The following is a 20,236-nucleotide window of genomic DNA, read 5'->3' on the forward strand; positions in this document are numbered from 1 at the left end:
GGAACCGCATGACTCGCTGGGAGTACTTCACCACGCCCCTGATGATCCACAACACCACCGCCATCCTCAACAACTACGGGGACGAGGGCTGGGAGCTGGTCCAGATCGTCACCGGCCCCGAGGGTGGGCTCGTCGCGTACCTCAAGCGCCCGAAGGCCGACGCATGAGCGTCGCGGACCGCCTGACCGAGCTGGGGCTGACGCTCCCGCCGGTCGCCGCACCCGTCGCGGCCTACGTCCCCGCGGTCGTCACCGGCCAGTACGTCTACACGGCCGGTCAGCTGCCGTTCATCGACGGTGCACTGCCCGTCACCGGCAAGGTCGGCACCACTGTCGATGCCGAGACCGCCACCGCGCAGGCCCGTGTGGCTGCGCTCAACGCGCTGGCCGCCGTCGACTCCGTCGCCGGGTCGCTCGACCGGGTCGCCCGGGTCGTCAAGGTCACCGTGTTCGTCGCGTCGGACCCGTCGTTCACGGGCCAGCCCGGGATCGCGAACGGCGCCTCCACCCTGGTCGGCGAGGTCTTCGGTGACGCCGGCGTCCACGCGCGCAGCGCGGTGGGCGTGGCGGTGCTCCCGCTCGACGCGCCTGTCGAGGTCGAACTGGTGGTGGAGCTCACCGCCTGACGGACCGTCAGCGACACGCGTCACGTGAGCAGGGCCTCCAGTCTGGATCTGACTTGAGGCCCTGCTTCCGTTCCCGGGACTACATGAGTTCCGCGATGGTCGCCATGATCGTCGGGTCGGCGAGCGTCGTCGTGTCGCCGATGCGGCGGCCCTCGGCCGCGTCGCGCAGCAGACGCCGCATGATCTTGCCGGAGCGCGTCTTCGGCAGCTCGGGCACGATGACCACCTGACGGGGCTTCGCGATCGCACCGATGCGCTTGCCGACCCAGTTGCGGAGTTCGGTCGATGCCGATTCGCGATCGACGTCGGCCGCCGCCTCGGCGGTCAGGATGACGTACGCGACGACCGCTTGTCCGGTGGTCTCGTCGGCGGCTCCGACGACGGCGGCCTCGGCGACGCCCTCGTGGCCGACCAGGGCGGACTCGATCTCGGCCGTCGACAGGCGGTGCCCCGAGACGTTCATGACGTCGTCGACGCGTCCCTGGATCCAGATGTCGCCCTGGCCGTCGAGCCGTGCACCGTCGCCGGCGAAGTAGCGGCCGGGGAACCGCGACCAGTACGTCTCGACGAACCGGTCGGGGTCGCCCCAGATGCCGCGCGCCATCGACGGCCACGGCTCGGTGATCGTGAGGTAGCCGCTCTCGCCGGGGTCGGCGCGGTTGCCGTCGTCGTCGACGATCTCGGCGACGATGCCGGGCAGCGGCGTCTGCGCGGCGCCGGGCTTGAGCTTCGTGACGCCGGGCAGGGCGGAGATCATGATCGCGCCGGTCTCGGTCTGCCACCACGTGTCCACGATGGGCGTGCGGTCGTGGCCGATGACCTGGCGGTACCAGTTCCACGCCTCGGGGTTGATGGGTTCGCCGACACTGCCGAGCAGGCGGAGCGTCTCGAGGCTGCGGGCCTCCGGGATCTCGCGGCCGGCCTTCATCGCGGCACGGACGGCCGTCGGTGCCGTGTAGAGCACGGTGACGCCGTACGAGTCGACGATGTCCCACCAGCGGCCGGGCTTCGGCTCGTCTGGTGTGCCCTCGTAGAGCACCTGCGTCACGCCGTTCGCCAGGGGGCCGTAGACGACGTACGAGTGTCCGGTGATCCACCCGATGTCGGCGGTGCACCAGTAGACGTCCTTGTCCGGGTGCATGTCGAACACGTTCTTGTGCGTGTACGCGGCCTGGGTCAGGTACCCGCCGGAGGTGTGCACGATGCCCTTCGGCTTCCCGGTCGTGCCCGAGGTGTACAGGATGAACAGCGGGGTCTCGGCGGGGAACGCCTCGGCCTCGTGGGTCGGAGCGGCCTTGGCGAGCTCGTCGTGCCACCACAGGTCGCGGCCGTTCCAGGCGATCTCGTTGCCGCCGCGCTTGACGACCAGGACGTGCTCGACGCTGTCCGTGCCCTCGCCCTCGAGGGCTTCGTCGACGGCGGGCTTGAGCGCCGACACGGCACCACGGCGCCACCCGCCGTCAGCCGTGACCACGAGCTTCGCGCCGGCGTCCTCGATGCGAGCGCGGAGGCTCTCCGCGCTGAACCCGCCGAAGACGACGGAGTGCACGGCGCCGATGCGGGCGACGGCGAGCATCGTGACGACGGCCTCGGGGATGAGGGGGAGGTAGACGACCACGCGGTCGCCCTGCTCGACGCCGAGGTCCGTGAGCATGTTCGCGGCGCGCTGGACCTCGGCGGTCAGCTCGGCGTACGTGATCCGGCGCGTGTCGCCGGGAGCGCCCTCGAAGTGGATCGCCACGCGGTCGCCGTTGCCGGCGCGGACGTGGCGGTCGAGGCAGTTCTCCGCGACGTTCAGTGTGCCGTCGGCGAACCACTTCGCGAACGGGGCGCCGGACCAGTCGAGGGTCTGGGTGAACGGGGTGCGCCAGTCGAGCAGGCCGCGGGACTGCTCGGCCCAGAAGGCCTCGCGGTCGGCGGCGGCGGCTTCGTGCAGGTCCTCGTTCGCGATCGCGTCGGCGACGAACTCGGGTGGGGGCGGGAAGGTGGCGCCTGGCGTCGCGCCGTCCGTTGCGTCGGCCGTCGTGCCGTCTGTTCCGTCGGGGGAATCGCCGTGGGCTCCGTCGTGACGGGGGTCGATCTGGGTCGGAGCGGACATCGATGTCCTTTCGCGTCGTTGCGGCCGGGGTGCATTCGGAGACTACCCCTCACGCGGAACTCGGCACGGCACGCCCGGCTGTCGTGTCCGGGGTTGCCCCAGGGGGCCGTTCGTGGGGTACAGTGGTTCCTGCTGGACTCGTTTCCGGCGGCATCGGTTCGGATTCCCCCCAATCCATCGATGTCAAGGCGGCACCTGTTCCCCCCAACCGGTGCCGCCTCTTCTGTTTCCCGGGGTCCTGCTCGAGCGCACAGTGCTCGCCGGGCGTCGTGTCCGGGCGGCGATCCGCATGGCTGCGCCGCCGGAGTGGACAGAACGGTCCATGCTGACGCATGGAGTCGCCGTCGTTCTCATCGCAGGTGTGATGCGTTTGCCCGCCGTGTGGGGACTGGTCCGCGCCGGCTCCCGTCGTCGCGGGCACCGCATCACCGAGTGGGGTACGGCTTTGCGTTTCGGGGGACAAATCGGTCCGTTGCTCGCCCGACCCGTCGCCATCCACAGATGTCGCCGTCCGAGGCGTGCCGCCGTGCACTCCTCTCTACTGTCGGTCGGCATGCACCGTCACCGCGCCGGAACCCCCGGCGCCGCTCCGCCCCCTCCTGCCGGAGCGGGTCCCTTCCTGCCCGGGGCCCTGCCCGTCGGTCGTCGGCGCGCCGGCGGTGTCGTCGAGTTCGAGGAGCTCGCCGCACTGGTCGCCGACGCCCGGGTGACCGACGTCCTGGTGCTCGGCGGGGTCGGTACGTGGGTGGACCGGGGCGACGGGCTCGACAATGTGTCGCCGTGCCTGCCCGAGGAGCGGGCACGGGCACTCGCGACGCGGCTCGTGGCGCTCGGCGGGCGGCACGTCGACGAGACCACGCCGTGCGCCGACGTCCGGCACGGCGACGGCATCCGCGTCCACGTCGTGCTCGCCCCGGTCTCCGTCGGCGGCACCGCGATCTCGATCCGCCTGCCGCAGCCAGACCGTCCGACGCTCGCCGCGCTCGAACGCGCCGGGTCCTTCGAGCTCGTCCCACGGTCGGTCGTCGAACACGCCGTCGCCGCCCGCCGGAACGTCCTGGTGACCGGGGCGACCGGCAGCGGGAAGACGACCGTGCTCGCGGCGATGCTCGGCGCGGTCCCCGCCGACGAACGGATCGTCACGGTGGAGGACGTCGCCGAACTCCGCATCGCGCACCCGCACGTCGTCGCGCTCGAGGCCCGGCAGGCGAACGCCGAGGGCGTCGGCGCGCTCGGGCTCGACCGCCTCGTCCGGGAAGCCCTGCGGATGCGACCGGACCGGCTCGTCGTGGGGGAGTGCCGCGGGTCCGAGGTCCGCGAACTCCTCTCCGCGTTGAACACCGGACACGACGGCGGCGCCGGAACCGTGCACGCCAACTGCATCGCCGACGTGGCCGCGCGACTCGAGGCGCTCGGCGCGCTCGCCGGCCTCGGGGCCGAGGCACTCGCCCGCCAGGCGGTCAGCGCCTTCGACCTGGTCCTGCACGTCGAGCGTCGCGCGGGTCGACGCCGGCTCGCCGGGGTGGGCGCGTTGCGCATCGGACCGGACGGGAGGCTCGACGTGCGCCCGGTGGACGGCGCACCCGAGCGCGTGGCCGGGTCGCGTGGGTGACCGGGCGGGCGCCCGGGCGTCCCGCGCCGCGGGCACGTTGGACCGGGTCGCGACGCTCGTGGCGGCCGGGGTCCCACCGCCGCGCGCGTGGGAACTCGTCGGTGGGCTGCCGAGGGACACCGGTCCGGCATGCGAGGACGTCGCGGTCGTCCTCCGCGTGGCCGAACGCACAGGGGCACCGCTGGCGGAGACCCTGCGCGCGCTCGCCTCAGCGCTCCGACGGTCGGCGGCGTCGGACCGGGCGATCCGCGTCGCGCTCGCCGGGCCACGCACGAGCGCCCGCGTCGTCCTCGCGCTCCCCTTCTTCGGGCTCGCGCTCGGGATGACGTGGGGATCCGGTGCGGTGGAGGTGCTCGTCGGGTCCCCGGTGGGCTGGGCGTGCGTCGTCGTGGCCGGAGTGCTCGTGCTGCTCGGTCGGAGCTGGAGTGCGCGACTCGTGCGGGCGGCGACGCCGGACGGGCACGTCGCGGGGATCCTGCTCGACGCGTGGGCGGTCGCGGTGTCCGGGGGCGGGTCGTGGATCGCGGCGGGGACGGTGGTGCAGGCAGCCGTGGCGGCGGGCTCGTCGGACGGGGCAGGGTCGTCGGCGGCTGCGGGGTCGTCGTCGGACCCACGGTCGGCGGCCGCGGCGGCTTCTTCGTCGGCGGCTTCCTCGGCGTCGTGGGGTGGGGCCGCTGGTGACGACGTCGCACGGCTGCGGGAGGTGCTCGACCTGGCGGGCCGCGCCGGGGTCCCCGCCGGCGGGCTGCTGCGGCGTGCTGCCGAGGACGTCCGGGACGACGCGGCGGCGGACGGACTCGCGGCCGCGGAACGACTCGCCGTCCGGCTCGTCCTGCCGCTCGGGGTGTGCGTGCTGCCCGCGTTCGTCCTCGTCGGTGTGGTGCCCGTCGTGGCCGGGGTCCTCTCCTCCACCGTGGGCGGTCTCCGATGACCTCTCCACAGATCGCCGGCACCCGCCCGATCGCAGTCCGCTCCCGGCGAGGCTGGTCCCACAGCAACCGGAAGGACCGAACCCATGCGCACCACACCAGCACCCCGGCACCGCCCGCTCCTCAGGCGGTGGCGTGCACGACTCCGCGACGACCGTGGGTCGGCGACCGCCGAGTACGCCGTCGTGATCCTCGCCGCGGTGGCCTTCGCCGGCGTCCTCGTCGCGGTCATGCGCTCGGGCGAGGTCCAGACGATCCTGACCGAGCTCGTCCGCGGTGCGCTCTCCCTGTGATCGTGGCTCCGTCACGGTCGAGTTCGCCGTGGCCCTGCCGGCCGTCGCACTCGTCCTCACCCTGCTCGTCGCGGCGGTCCTCGTCGTCGACGGGCAGGGGCGACTGCACCTCGCAGCAGCCACCGCGGCGCGCGCAGTCGGCCGGGGGGACGACGCCGACGGGTTGGCGGCGGCCGACCGGATCGTCCCGGGCGTCTCGATCGTCGTCCGTCACGGCGACGGCCTGGCGTGCGTCGACGCGACACGCGGTGGAGCCGGACCGTTCGCTGCGATCCCGCTCCGCGCCACCGGCTGCGCCGCAGATGCGGGGCGGTGACCTCGTGCAGAGACCAGCCGGTGCCGAACGCGGCTCGGCGACGGTGCTGATGGCGGCGGTCCTCGGCGTCGGCGTGCTCGTCGGCTCGACGGCGCTCGCCGCGGCCGGGCACCGGGCCCAGGCGATCCGGGCACAGGGGTCGGCCGACGCTGCGGCGACCGGTGCGGCTGCGGCGTCCGTCGGCCTGCTGCCCGGCGGCCCGTGCACGGTCGCGGGACACCTCGCCACGGCGAACGGTGCGGCCCTCGCGGCGTGCGAGCTGGCGTCGGCGACCGTCCGGGTCAGCGTCGTCGTGGGGACCGGACCGTTCGCCGTCGGCGCAGTCGCGGTCGCCGGTCCGGCGGACGAGCCGTGCGAACAGTGTGTGTATGGTGTGCCTGTCGGCCCCCGGTCACCGATGTCCCGGTCGACCCGGACACGCTCGTGCCCAGGGCCGACCAGCACCATCGATCAAGGAGACACGTGCCAGGCACGAAGAAGCTCGTGATCGTCGAGAGCCCTGCGAAGGCGAAGACGATCGCGCAATACCTCGGTGACGGATACGAAGTCCAGGCCTCGGTCGGACACATCCGCGACCTCGTCGAGCCCAAGAACCTGCCGGCCGAGCTCAAGAAGGGCTCCCTCGGCAAGTTCTCGGTGGACGTCGACAACGGCTTCGAGCCGTACTACGTCGTCTCCGACGCCAAGAAGAAGACGGTCTCGGAACTCAAGCGTGCGCTCAAGGACGCCGACGAGCTCTACCTCGCAACAGATGAGGACCGCGAAGGTGAAGCGATCGCGTGGCACCTGCTCCAGGTCCTGAAGCCGAAGGTCCCCGTCAAGCGGATGGTCTTCCACGAGATCACGAAAGAGGCGATCCAGCGCGCGCAGGAAGCCACCCGTGAACTCGACACCGCACTCGTCGACGCCCAGGAGACCCGCCGCATCCTCGACCGTCTCTACGGGTACGAGGTCTCGCCGGTCCTCTGGCGCAAGGTCGCGCCCGGTCTGTCCGCCGGACGCGTGCAGTCCGCGGCCACCCGGCTCGTCGTCGACCGGGAGCGCGAGCGCCTGGCCTTCGTCTCCGCGAACTACTGGGACCTGTCGGCCCGGTTCGAGAAGGCCGGCGAGTCCGCCTTCTCCGCACGACTCGCCCGCATCCACGGCACCCGTGTCGCCTCCGGCCGTGACTTCGACGACCGCGGTGCGCTGAGCGGCGACGTCGTCCGCCTCGACGAGGCCGCTGCCGCGTCGCTCACCACCGTGCTCGAGCGCGCCGGCGACGCCACCGTCCGCAGCGTCGACTCGAAGCCGTACACCCGTCGTCCGGCCGCACCGTTCACGACGTCGACCCTGCAGCAGGAAGCCGCGCGCAAGCTCCGGCTGTCCCCGCGCCAGACCGCCCGCGCGGCGCAGACGCTGTACGAGAACGGGTACATCACCTACATCCGTACCGACTCCGTCTCGCTGTCGAAGCAGGCCGTCGACGCCGCCCGCAAGCAGGCGGCTGACCTGTACGGCGCGGCCACCGTGCCCGACAAGCCCCGCCTGTACGCGAGCAAGAGCAAGAACGCGCAAGAGGCGCACGAGGCGATCCGTCCCGCCGGTGACTCGTTCCGCACCCCGCAGCAGCTCCAGGGCACGCTGACCGGTGTCGAGTGGCGGCTCTACGACCTCATCTGGAAGCGCACCATCGCGTCCCAGATGGCGGACGCCAAGGGCTCGACCGCGTCGATCGTGCTCGGCATCTCGTCGACCGAGTCGGTGGAGGGCATCGCCTCGACCGCGAACGGCACCGACGCCGAGTTCACCGCCGCCGGCACCGTGATCACGTTCCGCGGGTTCCTCAGCGCCTACGAAGAAGGCCGCGACGAGGACCGCCACGAGTCCAACGAGCGCGCCGGCCAGGACGTCGCCCTGCCCGACGTCAAGGAGGGCGAGCACCTCGAGGTCCACGACGTCGAGGCCAAGGGGCACGACACCACGCCGCCGCCCCGCTTCACCGAGGCCAGCCTCATCAAGACGCTGGAAGAGCTCGGGATCGGGCGTCCGTCGACGTACCCGACGATCAGCCCGACGATCATCGACCGCGGCTACGTGTCCCTGCGCGGCACCCAGCTCGTCCCGAACTGGATCGCGTTCAGCGTGGTGCGCCTGCTCGAGGAGTACTTCGGCGAACTGGTCGAGTACGACTTCACCGCCGAGATGGAAGAGGACCTCGACCGCATCGCCCGGGGCGACGCTGACCGGGTCGACTGGCTCAAGGGCTTCTACTTCGGTGGCGGCGCAGCGGACCAGCGCGGCCTGCGGACCGTCATCGACAACCTCGGTGAGATCGACGCCCGCGAGATCAACTCCGTGGAGCTCGCGCCGGGGCTCACCCTGCGGATCGGTCGGTACGGCCCCTACATCGAGGTGCCGAGCGACGACCCCGAGAAGCCCCGTCGGGTCAACGTTCCCGAGGACCTGGCGCCGGACGAGCTCACCGTCGAGAAGGCGAAGGAACTCGTCGACGCGCCCGTCATCGGCGACCGTGTCGTCGGCATCAACCCGGAGTCCGGCAAGGAAGTCCTCGCGAAGGACGGCCGGTTCGGTCCGTACGTGACCGAGCGCACGCCCGAGCCCGAGCCCGCGGTGGACGAGAAGACCGGCGAGGTCATCGAGGCACCTGCAGACGCGGCAGCGACGGAAGCAGCAGCCGAGACGACGACCGACGAGTCGAGGACCGCTGCGGGGACGACGGCGAAGAAGGCACCCGCGAAGAAGGCGCCCGCGAAGAAGACGACGAAGAAGGCCGCGGCGCCGAAGGAACGCACCGCGTCGCTCTTCAAGTCGATGGACCCCGCGACCGTCGACCTCGAGACCGCGTTGAAGCTCCTCGACCTGCCCCGCGTGGTCGGTCAGGACCCGGAGACCGGCAACGACATCACCGCGCAGAACGGTCGCTACGGCCCCTACCTCAAGAAGGGGACGGACACCCGTACCCTCCCGGGCGAGGACGCGATCTTCGACATCGACCTGCCCGGTGCGCTCGAGATCTTCTCGCAGCCGAAGTACGGCGGGAACCGTGCGGCGAGCTCCGCGCTGAAGGAGTTCGACGCCGACCCGGTGTCCGGCAAGCCGATCAAGATGAAGGACGGCCGGTTCGGTCCCTACGTCACCGACGGCGAGACGAACGCGACGATCCCGCGCGGCGAGGACGTCGAGGCCGTCGACCACGCCCGAGCGGTCCAGCTCATCGCGGACAAGCGCGCCAAGGGCCCGGTGAAGAAGAAGACGCCGGCCCGGCGGACGGCGGCCAAGAAGAAGTGACCGGCCGCTTCATCACGCTCGAGGGCGGCGACGGCGCGGGCAAGACGACCCAGGCGGAGCTGCTCTCGGCGTGGCTCGGTGAGCTCGGCCGCACGGTCGTGCGCACCCGCGAACCGGGAGGCACCGACCTCGGTCTCCGGATCCGCGAGATCGTCCTGCACGAGCGCGGGCACATCGCGCCCCGGGCCGAGGCGCTCCTCTACGCCGCCGACCGGGCGCACCACGTCGAGACGGTCGTCCGGCCGGCGATCGCCCGCGACGACGTCGTGCTGCAGGACCGGTACATCGACTCCTCCGTGGCGTACCAGGGTGTCGCCCGCGGGCTCGGAGCCGAGCAGATCCGGTCCGTGTCCGACTGGGCCGCCGACGGTCTCGTCCCGGACCTGACGATCCTGCTCGACCTCGACGTCACCGTCGGCCGTGCCCGGGTGGCGGCGGCGCGCGGCGACACCTTCGACCGGCTCGAATCCGAGGCCGAGACGTTCCACGAGTCCGTTCGACAGGCGTTCCTCGCGATGGCTGCGGCCGAACCCGAGCGGTTCCTCGTCGTCGACGCGTCCCGGTCCACCGCGGACGTGCAGCGGGAGATCCGTGCCGCCGTCACCCCGCTCGTCGTCGACGCAGCATGACGGTGGTCACTGACAGGATGATCCCGTGAGCGTGTGGGACGGCCTGACCGGGCAGGAAGAGGCAGTTGCCTCCCTCCGGAACGCCGCCGAGTCGCCCGACGGCACCGGCGGGATGACCCACTCGTGGCTGATCACCGGGCCGCCCGGGTCGGGGCGGTCGAACGTCGCGACGGCGTTCGCGGCCGCGCTCGTGGGCAACGGACCCGACGACGACCACACCCTGCAGCAGATCACCGCGAAGACCCACCCGGACGTCTCGGTGCTCACGACGCAGCGCGTGATCATCACGATCGACGAGATCCGGCAGCTCGTCACGTCCTCGCACTACTCGCCCTCCGTCGGGCGCTACCGCGTGGTCATCGTCGAGGACGCCGACCGCATGACCGAGCGCACCTCCAACCTGCTCCTCAAGGCGCTCGAGGAGCCGCCGGAGCGCACCGTGTGGATCCTCTGCGCCCCGAGCGAGGCGGACTTGCTGCCCACGATCCGGTCCCGCGTCCGTTCGGTGCGCCTCCGGGTCCCCGGCATCGAGTCCGTGGCGGACCTCATCGTCGCCCGGACCGGGGTCGACCGTGCCCTGGCGATGGACGCCGCACGACAGGCGCAGAGCCACATCGGCATGGCCCAGCGACTCGCCACGAGCGCGGACGCCCGAGACCGCCGGCGCCGCACCCTGACGACCGTGCTCGGCGTCCGCAGTGTCGGTGACGCCGTGATGGCCGCTGCCGACCTGCTCGCCGTCGCTGACGAGGACGCCAAGTCCATCACCCAGCAGCGCGACTCCGAGGAGCGCGATGCCGCGCTCCGGTCCCTCGGCATCGAGCCGGGCGGCACGATCCCGCCCGCGCTCCGGTCCCAGCTCAAGCTCCTCGAGGAAGACCAGAAGCGCCGAGCGACCCGGAGCCTGCGCGACGGCCTCGACCGCATCCTGGTCGACGTCTCGTCGCTCTACCGTGACGTGCTGCTGCTCGGACTCGGTGCCCCGGCAGAACCGGTGAACCTCGCGATGCGGGAGCACCTCGACCAGGCACTGCAGCGGGTCCCGCCGGCCGCAGCGCTCGAGGTGCTCGACGCCATCGCCCTCGCCCGGCAACGGATCGCGGCGAACGTGGCGGCGCTGCTCGCGCTCGAGGCCCTGCTCGTCACCATCGCGCGCGTCGCGCGCTGACCGCCGCCCTCCGCGGATCCGCAGCCGGCGGCCGTGGCGGTGACCCGGTGACGGGCGCGAGCTGTGGGTCGTCGCAGCCCCGTGCCTCCCGGCTGCCCGTCATGGGACAATCGCGGCATGCCCGACGCTGAACCCGGCCTGCGCGAACGGAAGCGCCGCGCCACCCGACTCGCGATCCAGCAGGCTGCGCTCCGGATCGCGACCGAGGACGGCCTCGGTGCCGTCACCGTCGACGAGATCTCCCGCCGGGCCGACGTCTCACCTCGGACGTTCTTCAACTACTTCCCGAACAAGGAACAGGCGATCCTCGGCGACGACCCGAGACTGCCCGATGACGACGCCCTGCAGGTGTTCGTCGACGGCGGTCCGGACGGCGACCTGCTCGCCGACATCGGTGCGCTGCTCGTGCACTCGACCGTGGAGCTCATCGAGGAGCGCGGGCTGATCGGCGAGCGGCAGCAGGTGCTCCGCGCCAATCCGGAGCTGTTCAGCCGCCGGATGGAGTCCATGAAGGAGTTCCAGGCGGAGATCCAGTCCGCGGTCTCGCGACGACTGGAGTCGGCGGACCCGGAGCTCGCCCGTGACCCCGACGCGCTCCGTCGTCGGGCGCGTCTCGCGTCGATCGTGGCGCTCGCTGCGCTGCGGCACGCGTGGTGGGAATGGTCGGACTCCGAGGCCGGATCACACTTGGTCGACGAGCTCCGACGGGCCTTCGCCGAGCTCGGCGTGCTCGTTTCGCGTTCGCTCGTCTGAGCCTGTATAGTCATTGCTCGTGCCGCTCCGGACATGGAGCGTGCGCCGCCTTAGCTCAGTCGGTAGAGCGATTCACTCGTAATGAATAGGTCGTCGGTTCGATTCCGACAGGCGGCTCCACAGGAAAGGCCCTCCGCTCCGTGCGGGGGGCCTTTTCGCGTTGTCGGGCCACTCCGGTTTGGGACGACAGGCGTCGTGGAACGGCCCCAGAACGGGGGAGTGAGCGAGTGTCACATACTGGGTAGTCTCGATGGGTCCGTCAACCCGAAAGACACCACGTGCCGCACTCCCGCGCCCTCTCCATCGTCGCCGCGTCGATCGCCGTCACCCTCGGCGGGACCCTCTTCGCGACGGTTCCCCGTGCTGCCACGGCGGTCGAGGCGCCAGAGGTGAGCGCAACCGCCACCGTGTCGCCGACCGCGCCGGCCGAGACCCCGGTGCAGCCCACCGCGACCCCGACGTCGGTGCCGACCGCCACGCCGCGGCCGACGGCGACCGCGACGCCGAAGCCGACCGCGACGGCGACGCCCACTCCGACTCCGACGCCGACCCCGTCCACGATCTCGTTCACGTACGCCGGTGACTCGCTCACGGCGATGGACGCGTCGTGGATGCGGCAGCTCAAGGACCCGGCCCTGACGAACGTCGGCGGCACCGCGATCGGCGGGGCGACGTCGACCCGGATCCTCACCCGGTCGTCGTCGCACGATGCCGACGTGCTCGTGGTCATGGCGGGGACGAACGACCTCCGCTACGGGTACAGCACCAAGTCGATCCTGCGGAACATCGACCAGATCACGAAGAAGGTCGGCGCCGACCACGTGGTCATCGCGGCGATCGCCCCGTCGAACATCACGAACTACAGCAAGAAGCACATCGACCGCCGGAAGCAGGGCGAGATCCTGAACCGGGACCTGCAGAACCATGCCCTCACCCGCGGGTGGATGTTCGTCGACCCGTGGGCAGCCGACCGGCAGCTCAACGGCGGGTGGCCGCGCAGCCGGACCATCGACGGTGTGCACCCCACGGTGGCGATGTCGAAGAAGGTCGCGGTCCGGATGCAGCAGGCCATCAAGATCGCGTACGCGGGGGCGGCTTCGTAGTTCCGCGCTGACGGGCGTGCGGGCGGCGTCGGCGGGCGGGCGGCGTCCGCGGTGTCGCTCGGCGTCCGCACACCCGCGATCACGCGCACGAGAGATCCGACGTTCCACGAGGCGATCGACGCGTGGAGTGTCGCAATCCTCGTGCTCCAGCGGCGCCGACCCCAGCGGCGCCGACCCGAGCGGCGCCGCGCGGCCCCGTTCTGGGGCTGCCCGCCCGCGTCCTGGTCGGCCACGATCGGATCGCACCCCGAAGCCCGTCGAACCCGGAAGGCCAGCATGCTGCTCTCACTCGTCTACATGAGCGCTGCGACCGAACCCTTCGACGACGCGGCACTGGACGCACTGCTCGAGCACTCCCGCACCCGCAACGCCGCGGCCGGGCTGTCCGGGCTGCTCGTCTGCAAGGACGGCCGGTTCATGCAGTTGCTCGAGGGGCCGGAGGACGCGGTCCTCGAGACGTACCAGCGCATCGTCGACGACCCCCGGCACACGGACGTGGGGCTGCTGGTCGACGAACGGATCCACACGCCTCGGTTCGGCGAGTGGACGATGGCGTTCCACCGCGAGGGCGACGGGGACCTGCCCGACGGCTTCGACACCTTCTTGGCCGAGGGGGACCGGAGCGGCGACACGAGTCGTCCGCGGGAACTCCTCCGCTGGTTCCGCAACCACCCGCTGGCCGCACCGGACGCGGCACTCGGCAAGCACCGCCGCTGACACGGGCGACGACCCGCATCAGCCGGCCCCCGCTCCCGAAGGAACGACGGGCCGGCCGATCAGCTCACGGCAGGTAGTACGTCGGGTTCGGCAGCTTCACGCTCCGGTCCGCCGACCCGCCCAGCAGGTCGCTGTACTGGTCGCCGAAGTTCGCGACGACGTCGTACCGCCCACCGGCACGGGACTCGATGTGCGCCCGGGTCTGCGACTTGTACTCGACGGTGGTGCACTTGGCCGTGGCGCAGGTGATGTACGACGGCTGCTGCGATGCACCGACCCCGGTCCACTTCGTGTAGTACGTCTCGTTGCCGTTCTTCGTGGCGCTGAACTGCGGGTAGCCGACGTTCCGCAGGTTCTGGATCGTCGCGGTCTCCTGGTCGCTGTTGCGGCCGGTGAGCCCGATGACGGTGCAGCCGGAGCGCTGGGCGATCGACACCAGCGAGGTCATCGACGGGGTGGCCGGGAAGCGTTCGTCCTGCACCCACTCGTCCTGCAGTGCGGGGTCGAAGACGAAGTGCATGTCCGCGACCTCCATGTCGTAGGTCCACAGGGTGGTGTCGTCGGCGTCGAGGACGATCGCGGGGTTCCGGTGCTGGTGCCGCCCGACGGCGCACTGCGCGGCGACGAGGGGTGCCTGGCGGGCCACGATGGAACGCATCTCGCGGATGTAGGGCGAGGTCGTCCGGTTCGCGAGCCCGGTGCCGGGGTCGCCGTAGTAGGTCGCGATGGTCTTCTTGACGGAGTCGATGTTCGGGATGCCCTCGCCGCTCTGGCTGGCACCGGAGGTACCGTCGGCCGCCATGGTGAACTGCGTGCGCGGTGTGAGGCGCGGCTCGGAGACGCCGGGCAGGTCGGCGGAGGGCAGGTAGTACGTCGGGTTCGGGAGCTTCAACGAGCGGTCGGCGTACCCGCCCTGCAGGTCGCTCCACTGGTCGCCGATGTTCAGCGTGATGTCGTAGCCGAGGTCCTGCTCGATGTGCTTGCGGGTCAGGGCCTTGTACTCGACGGTCGTGCAGCTCGCGGCGGCGCAGGTGATGTACGACGGCTGCTGCGAGGTGCCGGTACCGGTCCACTTCGTGAAGAAGCGGTCCTGGGTGAAGGCCGTGTAGCCGACCTTGGTCAGGTTCTGCACGGTGGCGGCCTTCTGGTCGTCGTTCCGGCCGGTGAGCCCGAAGACGGTGAAGCCCATCGCGGCGGCGCGGTTCACGAAGCCGACCATCGACGGGGTGGCGGGGAAGCGCTGGTCCTGCACCCATTCGTCCTGGCGGGCGGGGTCGAAGACGAAGTGCATGTCCGCGACCTCCATGTCGTAGGTCCACAGGGTGGTGTCGTCGGCGTCGAGCACGATCGCCGGCTTCTCGCCGTGTCGTACGGCGCGGTCGTGGATCCGCTGCAGGCTCGCGCTCTGCTTCGCGACGATCGAGCGCATCTCGCGGATGTAGGGCGAGTCGGTGCGGTTCGCGAGACCGGTTCCGGGGTCGCCGTAGTAGGTCGCGATGGTCTTCTTGACGGAGTCGATGTTCGGGATGCCCTCGCCGCCCTGTGTCGCCCCGGAGGACCCGTCGGCCGCCATCGTGAACTGGGTGCGCGGCGTCAGGGTGGAGCCCGGCGAGTGACCGGGGGAGCCCCACCCGTGCGCGCTCGCCGGTGCCGCCCCGATGAGGGTGGACGTCAGGACGATCGCCGCACTCGTGGCGACGACGGAGAGAACGGAACGGCGCGCGGAGCGGGCGGAACCGCGCACGGAGAGGACGGATCGGCGCGCGGAGCGGGCGGAACCGCGCACGGCGAGGACGGAACGGCGCATGGAGGACCTGCACACCTTCGACTCGGGGAGGAGTGGCCCTCGGATGGGGGGCCGTTCAGCACGTTAGCTGGCAATCGGCCGTGGAGTCCATACCAATGTCCTGCAGGCGTTGGCCGTCGATCCGCTGGTAGACAGGACGCATGACGGTTCGCTGGGGAGTCATCGGGACGGGCGGCATCGCGCGTTCCTTCGTGGGTGACTGCGTCGCCGCAGGCATCGAGTTCACGGCGGTGGGCAGCCGCACGCTCGAGTCCGCCCGGGCGTTCGCGACCGAGTTCGGGATCCCGACGGCGCACGGTTCGTACGAGGAACTCGTCACCGACGACCAGGTCGACGCCGTGTACGTCGCGACGCCGCACACCCGGCACGCCGAGGACGCCCTGCTCGCGATCGGCGCCGGCAAGCACACCCTGGTCGAGAAGGCGTTCACGATCACCCAGGTCGAGGCGCGGACCGTGGTCGACGCCGCGCGTGACGCCGGGGTCGCCGTGATGGAGGCGATGTGGACGCGCTTCCTGCCGCAGATGGCGATGATCCGCGAGGTCGTCGCCGAGGGGCGCATCGGCCGCCCGGTCCTGGTCGAGGCCACGCACCACCAGGCGCTGCCGACCGACCCCCGGCACCGGTTGCGGGACCCGGCCCTCGGCGGTGGTGCGCTGCTCGACCTGGGGATCTACCCGCTGTCGTTCGCGGTGGACGTGCTCGGGGTCCCGACCTCCGTGGTCGCCGCTGGCACGCTGAGCGAGCAGGGCGTCGACACGCAGATGGGCCTGGTGCTGACCCACCAGGGCGGTGCGCAGTCGATGCTCCACTTCGGGATGGACGTGCGGAGCCCGAACACCGCGTCGGTCATCGGCGAGGCTGGCCGGATCGATCTCGACAGCACCTGGTACACGCCGACGACCTGGCGGGTCCGGGACACCGACGGCACCGTGGTCGAGGAGTACGACGGCCGCGAGGAACTGGCCGGGTACGGGCACGAGGCCCGCGGGTTCGAGGCGTTGATCGCCTCCGGCGACCACCGGGGCGGTCCGATGCCCCCGGAGGAGACCGTCGCGATCATGGGCGTGATGGACGAAGCACGCCGCCAGGTCGGCGTCCGGTACGCGGCGGACGGTCCCTCCTCGGCCTCCTGACGCGGCCTGCGTCGTCGACGGGATGCGGATCCGGCCTGGAGGCTCCTGCCGCAGTTCCGTAGGATCGCCCCTGATGTCCGAGCAGCAGCCCACCCCGCCTTCCGTCCCGGAGCGGCTCCGCGCCGCCGTCGCCCGTGCGCGCGCCTCTGCGGTGCGCCGTCCGCTCCCGTGGATCGCCGGCGGCCTCGCGGCCCTCCTGGTGCTCGGGTCGGGTGGGGCCGTCGCGGTGGCCGCCGCGACGATGCCGGACACCAGGACCGCTGCGGCACCCGGCACGACCACCCCGTCGCCGACGTCGGAGCGGACGACCGCGACGAAGCGCCCGACGAGCACGCCGAAGCCGACGCCGACGGCGGACGCACGTGCGGTCCCGAAGGACCCCGCTGGCCCCTCGGCCCTCCGGACCTGCTCGATCGCCACGGCGGCGTCGGCCAGCGGCCTCGGCGCGTTCGAGGGGTACGTGATGGACGCGAAGACCGGCGAGGTCCTGTTCTCGAAGGACGGCGACGAGGCGGCGCAGACGGGCAGCGTCATGAAGACCCTGACGACGGCGACCGCCCTGGCCGTGCTCGGCGGCGACCACACCATCCCGACGACCGTGACGAAGGAGTCCGGTGGCACGATCGCCCTGGTCGGGCACGGCGACGCGACGCTCTCGGCCGGCGGTGGCACCGTCTACCCGGGTGCCCCGACGCTCGCCCAGCTCGCGCAGCAGGTGAAGGCGAAGGTCGGCAGCACGCCGATCACGACGATCGTCACGGACGACACCTACTGGAGCGACGCGGACGCCTGGGACCCCACGTGGCCGGTGTCGGAGCGCACGATCGGCTACCAGCCCAACATCACCGCCCTGATGGTCGACGGGGACCGCGCGAACCCCGCCGCGGCGACGTCGCCACGGTCGGAGGACCCGGTGGGTCGCGCCGGTGCGGCGTTCCGGACGGCGCTCGTGAACGCCGGCGTCGCGGGAGCCGGCTCGGCGCAGATCGTGAAGCGGGCGACGACGAGCACCGACACGATCGCCACCGTCTCCTCGCAGCCGGTGTCGACGCTGATCGGGCAGATGATCCCCAACTCGGACAACACCCTGGCGGAGATGCTCGCCCGGATCTCGTCGAAGGAGTCCGGGTCGAACGGCTCCGCTGCGTCGCTGACCGCGGTGTACCGGTCGGCCCTCAGCTCGTACGGCGTCGACCCGTCCGGCATCACCATCAAGGACGGCTCCGGCGAGAGTGCCGCCAACGCGGTGTCGCCGAACTTCGTCGCGCACCTGATGGTCCAGGTCGCCGCCGGAGCGAAGGGGCTCGGGACGCTGGCGAACGCCCTGCCGGTCTCCGGCCAGTCCGGCACGCTCGCCAGCCGGTTCACCGGGGCGAACGCGGTCGCGCGCGGCAAGGTGCACGCGAAGACCGGCTGGATCGACAGCGCGAACACCCTCGGCGGCTACATCGACGCGGCCGACGGCTCGCGCCTGACCTTCGCGTTCTACGCGATCGGGTCGTCCCGAGCGGCTGCGCTGCCGGCGCTCGACGCGGTCACCGCGGCGACGTACTCGTGCGGGAAGAAGCTCACCGACTCCTGAGCCGCCGGGTGTTGGATGGCCCCATGGCAAGGGCACTACTCGTCGTCGACGTCCAGAACGACTTCACCGAGGGCGGTGCGCTCGCGGTCACCGGCGGAGCGGCCCTCGCCGAGCGGATCACCGCGTTCCTCGGTCGGCACGCCGAGGAGTACGACCTCATCGTCGGCTCCCGCGACTGGCACCACGGCGACGACGACAACGGCGGGCACTTCGCCGGCACCGCGGCACCCGACTTCGAGACGACGTGGCCGGTGCACTGCGTCGCCGGCACACCGGGCGCCGAGTACCACCCGGAGCTCGACACCGACCCGATCGACCTCGACGTCTTCAAGGGGCAGGGCACCCCGGACTACTCGGCGTTCCAGGCCCGGACCGAGGACGGCGTCCTGCTGCCCGAGGTCCTCGCGGAACACCGCGTGCGCACCGTCGACATCGTCGGCATCGCGACCGACCACTGCGTCCGCGCAACGGCGCTCGACGCCCGGGCAGCGGGCTACGACGTCGCCGTCTACGAGGACCTGGTCGCCGGTGTCGACGCCGAACGCAGCGCCCGGGCACTGGACGAGATCCGGGCCGCGCAGGGACACATCGACCGCAGCGACATGGACGAGGGGCTCGCGAACCCCGGAGGAGCACGACTGTGACCAGCACCACCGACCAGACCACCGACCAGGCCACCGACCACACCACGGAACGCACCACCGTCGGGGACGACCACGTCACGGTGGAGAACGTCCCGACCGGCCTGTTCATCGGCGGGACCTGGCGTGCATCGACGAGTGGCCGGACCTTCGCCGTCCGCGACCCGTCCACCGGGGACGTCCTCGCCGAGGTCGCCGACGCCACGCCCGAGGACGGCATCGCCGCACTCGACGCCGCGGTCGCCGCGCAGGAGTCCTGGGCCGCCACCGCACCCCGGCAGCGCTCGGACGTCCTGCGCCGCGCGTTCGAACTGGTCCGCGAGCACGAGGACGACCTGGCCGCGCTCATGTCGCTCGAGATGGGCAAGCCCCTGGCCGAGGCGCGGGGCGAGGTCACGTACGGCGGCGAGTTCCTGCGGTGGTTCTCGGAGGAGGCCGTCCGGATCGGCGGCGACTACCGCACGAACCCCGAGGGCACCGGCCGTGCGATCGTCCTGAAGCGCCCCGTCGGCCCGGTCTACGCGATCACGCCGTGGAACTTCCCGCTCGCGATGGCGACCCGGAAGATCGGCCCGGCCCTCGCCGCGGGCTGCACGGTCGTCGTGAAGCCCGCCGAGCTGACCCCGCTCACCACCCTGTTCCTCGTCGAGCTGTTCCGCCGTGCCGGTCTGCCGGACGGCGTGCTGAACGTCGTGCCGTCACTCGACGCGAAGGGCCTGTCCGAGCCGATCATCGCCGACCGTCGGCTCCGGAAGCTCACCTTCACGGGCTCGACGCCGGTCGGCTCAGCGCTCCTCAAGCAGGCCGCGGACAACGTGCTGAAGACGAGCATGGAGCTCGGGGGCAACGCACCCCTGCTGGTCTTCGACGATGCCGACCTCGACGCTGCGGTGGACGCTGCGATGCTCGCCAAGTTCCGGAACACGGGCGAGGCCTGCACCGCGGCGAACCGGTTCTTCGTGCAGGAGGGCATCGCCGACGCGTTCGTCGCGGCGCTCACCGCGAAGGTCGACGCGCTCCGCATCGGTCGTGGCACCGAGGACGGCACGACGATGGGGCCGCTCATCGACGACCGGGCGGTGGACAAGGCCGCGGGGCTCGTCGACGACGCGCTCACCAGGGGCGCCCGGCTCGTCACCGGTGGGCACCGGGTCGACCGTCCGGGCACGTACTACGCGCCGACGGTGCTCGACGGTGTGCAGCCCGGGTCGGACATCCTCACGACCGAGATCTTCGGGCCGGTGGTGTCGATCACCCGGTTCGCGACCGAGGAAGAGGGCATCCGGCTGGCGAACGACACCGAGTTCGGGCTCATCGCCTACGCCTTCACGACGGACTTCCCGCGCGGACAGCGGCTGGCCGAACGCCTGGAGACGGGCATGCTCGGGCTGAACACGGGAGTCGTGTCGAACGCGGCGTTCCCGTTCGGCGGCGTGAAGTCCTCCGGCCTCGGCCGGGAGGGGTCGCACGAGGGCATCGAGGAGTACCTCGAGACCGTCTACGTGCTGACGCCGGACCCGTTCGCCGCCTGAGCCC

General features: G+C 71.7%; 19 protein-coding genes and 1 tRNA gene. 18 read left to right on the forward strand and 2 right to left on the reverse strand.

Translation table 11 applies throughout. From position 1 onward, the window contains the following. The first annotated feature begins 8 nt into the window (after positions 1-8). Both EDF19_RS13395 and EDF19_RS13400 read left to right on the forward strand, forming a co-directional pair. On the forward strand, positions 9-167 hold the full coding sequence (locus tag EDF19_RS13395) for a DUF4177 domain-containing protein (protein WP_017888699.1): 159 nt from the start codon (positions 9-11) through the stop codon (positions 165-167). Then, positions 164-625: a RidA family protein gene (locus EDF19_RS13400; RefSeq protein WP_123681380.1), complete on the forward strand. Its 462-nt coding sequence runs from the start codon at positions 164-166 to the stop codon at positions 623-625. Before EDF19_RS13395 ends, EDF19_RS13400 begins: the two co-directional genes overlap by 4 nt. Positions 626-704: 79 nt before the next feature. Here the strand turns inward: EDF19_RS13400 and acs are convergent, their stop codons facing one another. Beyond that, positions 705-2,723, reverse strand: a complete 2,019-nt coding sequence (gene acs / locus EDF19_RS13405; protein ID WP_260217180.1) for an acetate--CoA ligase — start codon at positions 2,721-2,723, stop codon at positions 705-707. A gap of 553 nt (positions 2,724-3,276) precedes the next feature. Between acs and EDF19_RS13410 the strand changes: the two genes are divergently transcribed. The 12 genes from EDF19_RS13410 to EDF19_RS13465 all read left to right on the forward strand — a co-directional run bounded on the left by EDF19_RS13410 (position 3,277) and on the right by EDF19_RS13465 (position 13,534). Then, the gene (locus tag EDF19_RS13410; RefSeq protein WP_123681381.1) at positions 3,277-4,335 is read left to right on the forward strand and encodes a CpaF family protein; all 1,059 of its coding nucleotides are present in this window, start codon (positions 3,277-3,279) and stop codon (positions 4,333-4,335) included. Further along, the gene (locus EDF19_RS13415) at positions 4,328-5,266 is read left to right on the forward strand and encodes a type II secretion system F family protein (RefSeq protein WP_123681382.1); all 939 of its coding nucleotides are present in this window, start codon (positions 4,328-4,330) and stop codon (positions 5,264-5,266) included. Before EDF19_RS13410 ends, EDF19_RS13415 begins: the two co-directional genes overlap by 8 nt. Before the next feature lie 84 nt (positions 5,267-5,350). Beyond that, entirely contained in the window at positions 5,351-5,557 is a 207-nt protein-coding gene (locus tag EDF19_RS13420; protein ID WP_123681383.1) for a DUF4244 domain-containing protein, read from the forward strand. Next, complete coding sequence (locus tag EDF19_RS13425; RefSeq protein ID WP_123681384.1) at positions 5,541-5,873, forward strand: TadE/TadG family type IV pilus assembly protein; 333 nt, start codon at positions 5,541-5,543, stop codon at positions 5,871-5,873. The genes EDF19_RS13420 and EDF19_RS13425 overlap by 17 nt, the downstream gene beginning before the upstream one ends. A 4-nt stretch (positions 5,874-5,877) precedes the next feature. Beyond that, positions 5,878-6,360, forward strand: coding sequence for a hypothetical protein (locus tag EDF19_RS13430; protein ID WP_148071104.1), 483 nt, complete (start codon positions 5,878-5,880; stop codon positions 6,358-6,360). Then, the gene (gene topA / locus EDF19_RS13435) at positions 6,336-9,164 is read left to right on the forward strand and encodes a type I DNA topoisomerase (protein ID WP_123681386.1); all 2,829 of its coding nucleotides are present in this window, start codon (positions 6,336-6,338) and stop codon (positions 9,162-9,164) included. The genes EDF19_RS13430 and topA overlap by 25 nt, the downstream gene beginning before the upstream one ends. Continuing rightward, positions 9,161-9,793, forward strand: a complete 633-nt coding sequence (tmk, locus tag EDF19_RS13440; RefSeq protein WP_123681387.1) for a dTMP kinase — start codon at positions 9,161-9,163, stop codon at positions 9,791-9,793. Before topA ends, tmk begins: the two co-directional genes overlap by 4 nt. 25 nt (positions 9,794-9,818) lie before the next feature. Next, a complete protein-coding gene (locus EDF19_RS13445; RefSeq protein WP_123681388.1) occupies positions 9,819-10,961 on the forward strand; it encodes a DNA polymerase III subunit delta' in 1,143 nt (380 codons plus the stop codon). A gap of 117 nt (positions 10,962-11,078) precedes the next feature. Beyond that, a complete protein-coding gene (locus EDF19_RS13450; protein ID WP_123681389.1) occupies positions 11,079-11,714 on the forward strand; it encodes a TetR/AcrR family transcriptional regulator in 636 nt (211 codons plus the stop codon). A 44-nt stretch (positions 11,715-11,758) separates the two neighbouring features. Next, a tRNA-Thr gene (locus EDF19_RS13455) sits at positions 11,759-11,834 on the forward strand. Positions 11,835-11,992: 158 nt separating this feature from the next. Further along, complete coding sequence (locus tag EDF19_RS13460; RefSeq protein ID WP_123681390.1) at positions 11,993-12,817, forward strand: GDSL-type esterase/lipase family protein; 825 nt, start codon at positions 11,993-11,995, stop codon at positions 12,815-12,817. 276 nt (positions 12,818-13,093) lie between these two features. After that, entirely contained in the window at positions 13,094-13,534 is a 441-nt protein-coding gene (locus EDF19_RS13465) for a BLUF domain-containing protein (RefSeq protein WP_123681531.1), read from the forward strand. Between the two features lie 64 nt (positions 13,535-13,598). Here EDF19_RS13465 and EDF19_RS13470 read toward each other — a convergent pair whose 3' ends face one another. Next, positions 13,599-15,341 (reverse strand): HAD family acid phosphatase, encoded by a 1,743-nt coding sequence (locus tag EDF19_RS13470; RefSeq protein ID WP_123681391.1) that lies wholly within the window; start codon positions 15,339-15,341, stop codon positions 13,599-13,601. A 140-nt stretch (positions 15,342-15,481) separates the two neighbouring features. Between EDF19_RS13470 and EDF19_RS13475 the strand changes: the two genes are divergently transcribed. The 4 genes from EDF19_RS13475 to EDF19_RS13490 all read left to right on the forward strand — a co-directional run bounded on the left by EDF19_RS13475 (position 15,482) and on the right by EDF19_RS13490 (position 20,232). Beyond that, positions 15,482-16,477, forward strand: a complete 996-nt coding sequence (locus EDF19_RS13475; RefSeq protein WP_123681392.1) for a Gfo/Idh/MocA family protein — start codon at positions 15,482-15,484, stop codon at positions 16,475-16,477. A gap of 73 nt (positions 16,478-16,550) precedes the next feature. Further along, positions 16,551-18,059: a D-alanyl-D-alanine carboxypeptidase/D-alanyl-D-alanine-endopeptidase gene (dacB, locus tag EDF19_RS13480; RefSeq protein ID WP_185022852.1), complete on the forward strand. Its 1,509-nt coding sequence runs from the start codon at positions 16,551-16,553 to the stop codon at positions 18,057-18,059. A 23-nt stretch (positions 18,060-18,082) separates the two neighbouring features. Next, positions 18,083-18,703, forward strand: a complete 621-nt coding sequence (locus tag EDF19_RS13485) for an isochorismatase family protein (RefSeq protein ID WP_123681394.1) — start codon at positions 18,083-18,085, stop codon at positions 18,701-18,703. 80 nt (positions 18,704-18,783) lie between these two features. Beyond that, positions 18,784-20,232, forward strand: coding sequence for an NAD-dependent succinate-semialdehyde dehydrogenase (locus EDF19_RS13490; protein ID WP_123681532.1), 1,449 nt, complete (start codon positions 18,784-18,786; stop codon positions 20,230-20,232). Positions 20,233-20,236: the final 4 nt, after the last annotated feature.

It is taken from the genome of Curtobacterium sp. PhB115 (assembly GCF_003752025.1).
GTDB lineage: Bacteria > Actinomycetota > Actinomycetes > Actinomycetales > Microbacteriaceae > Curtobacterium.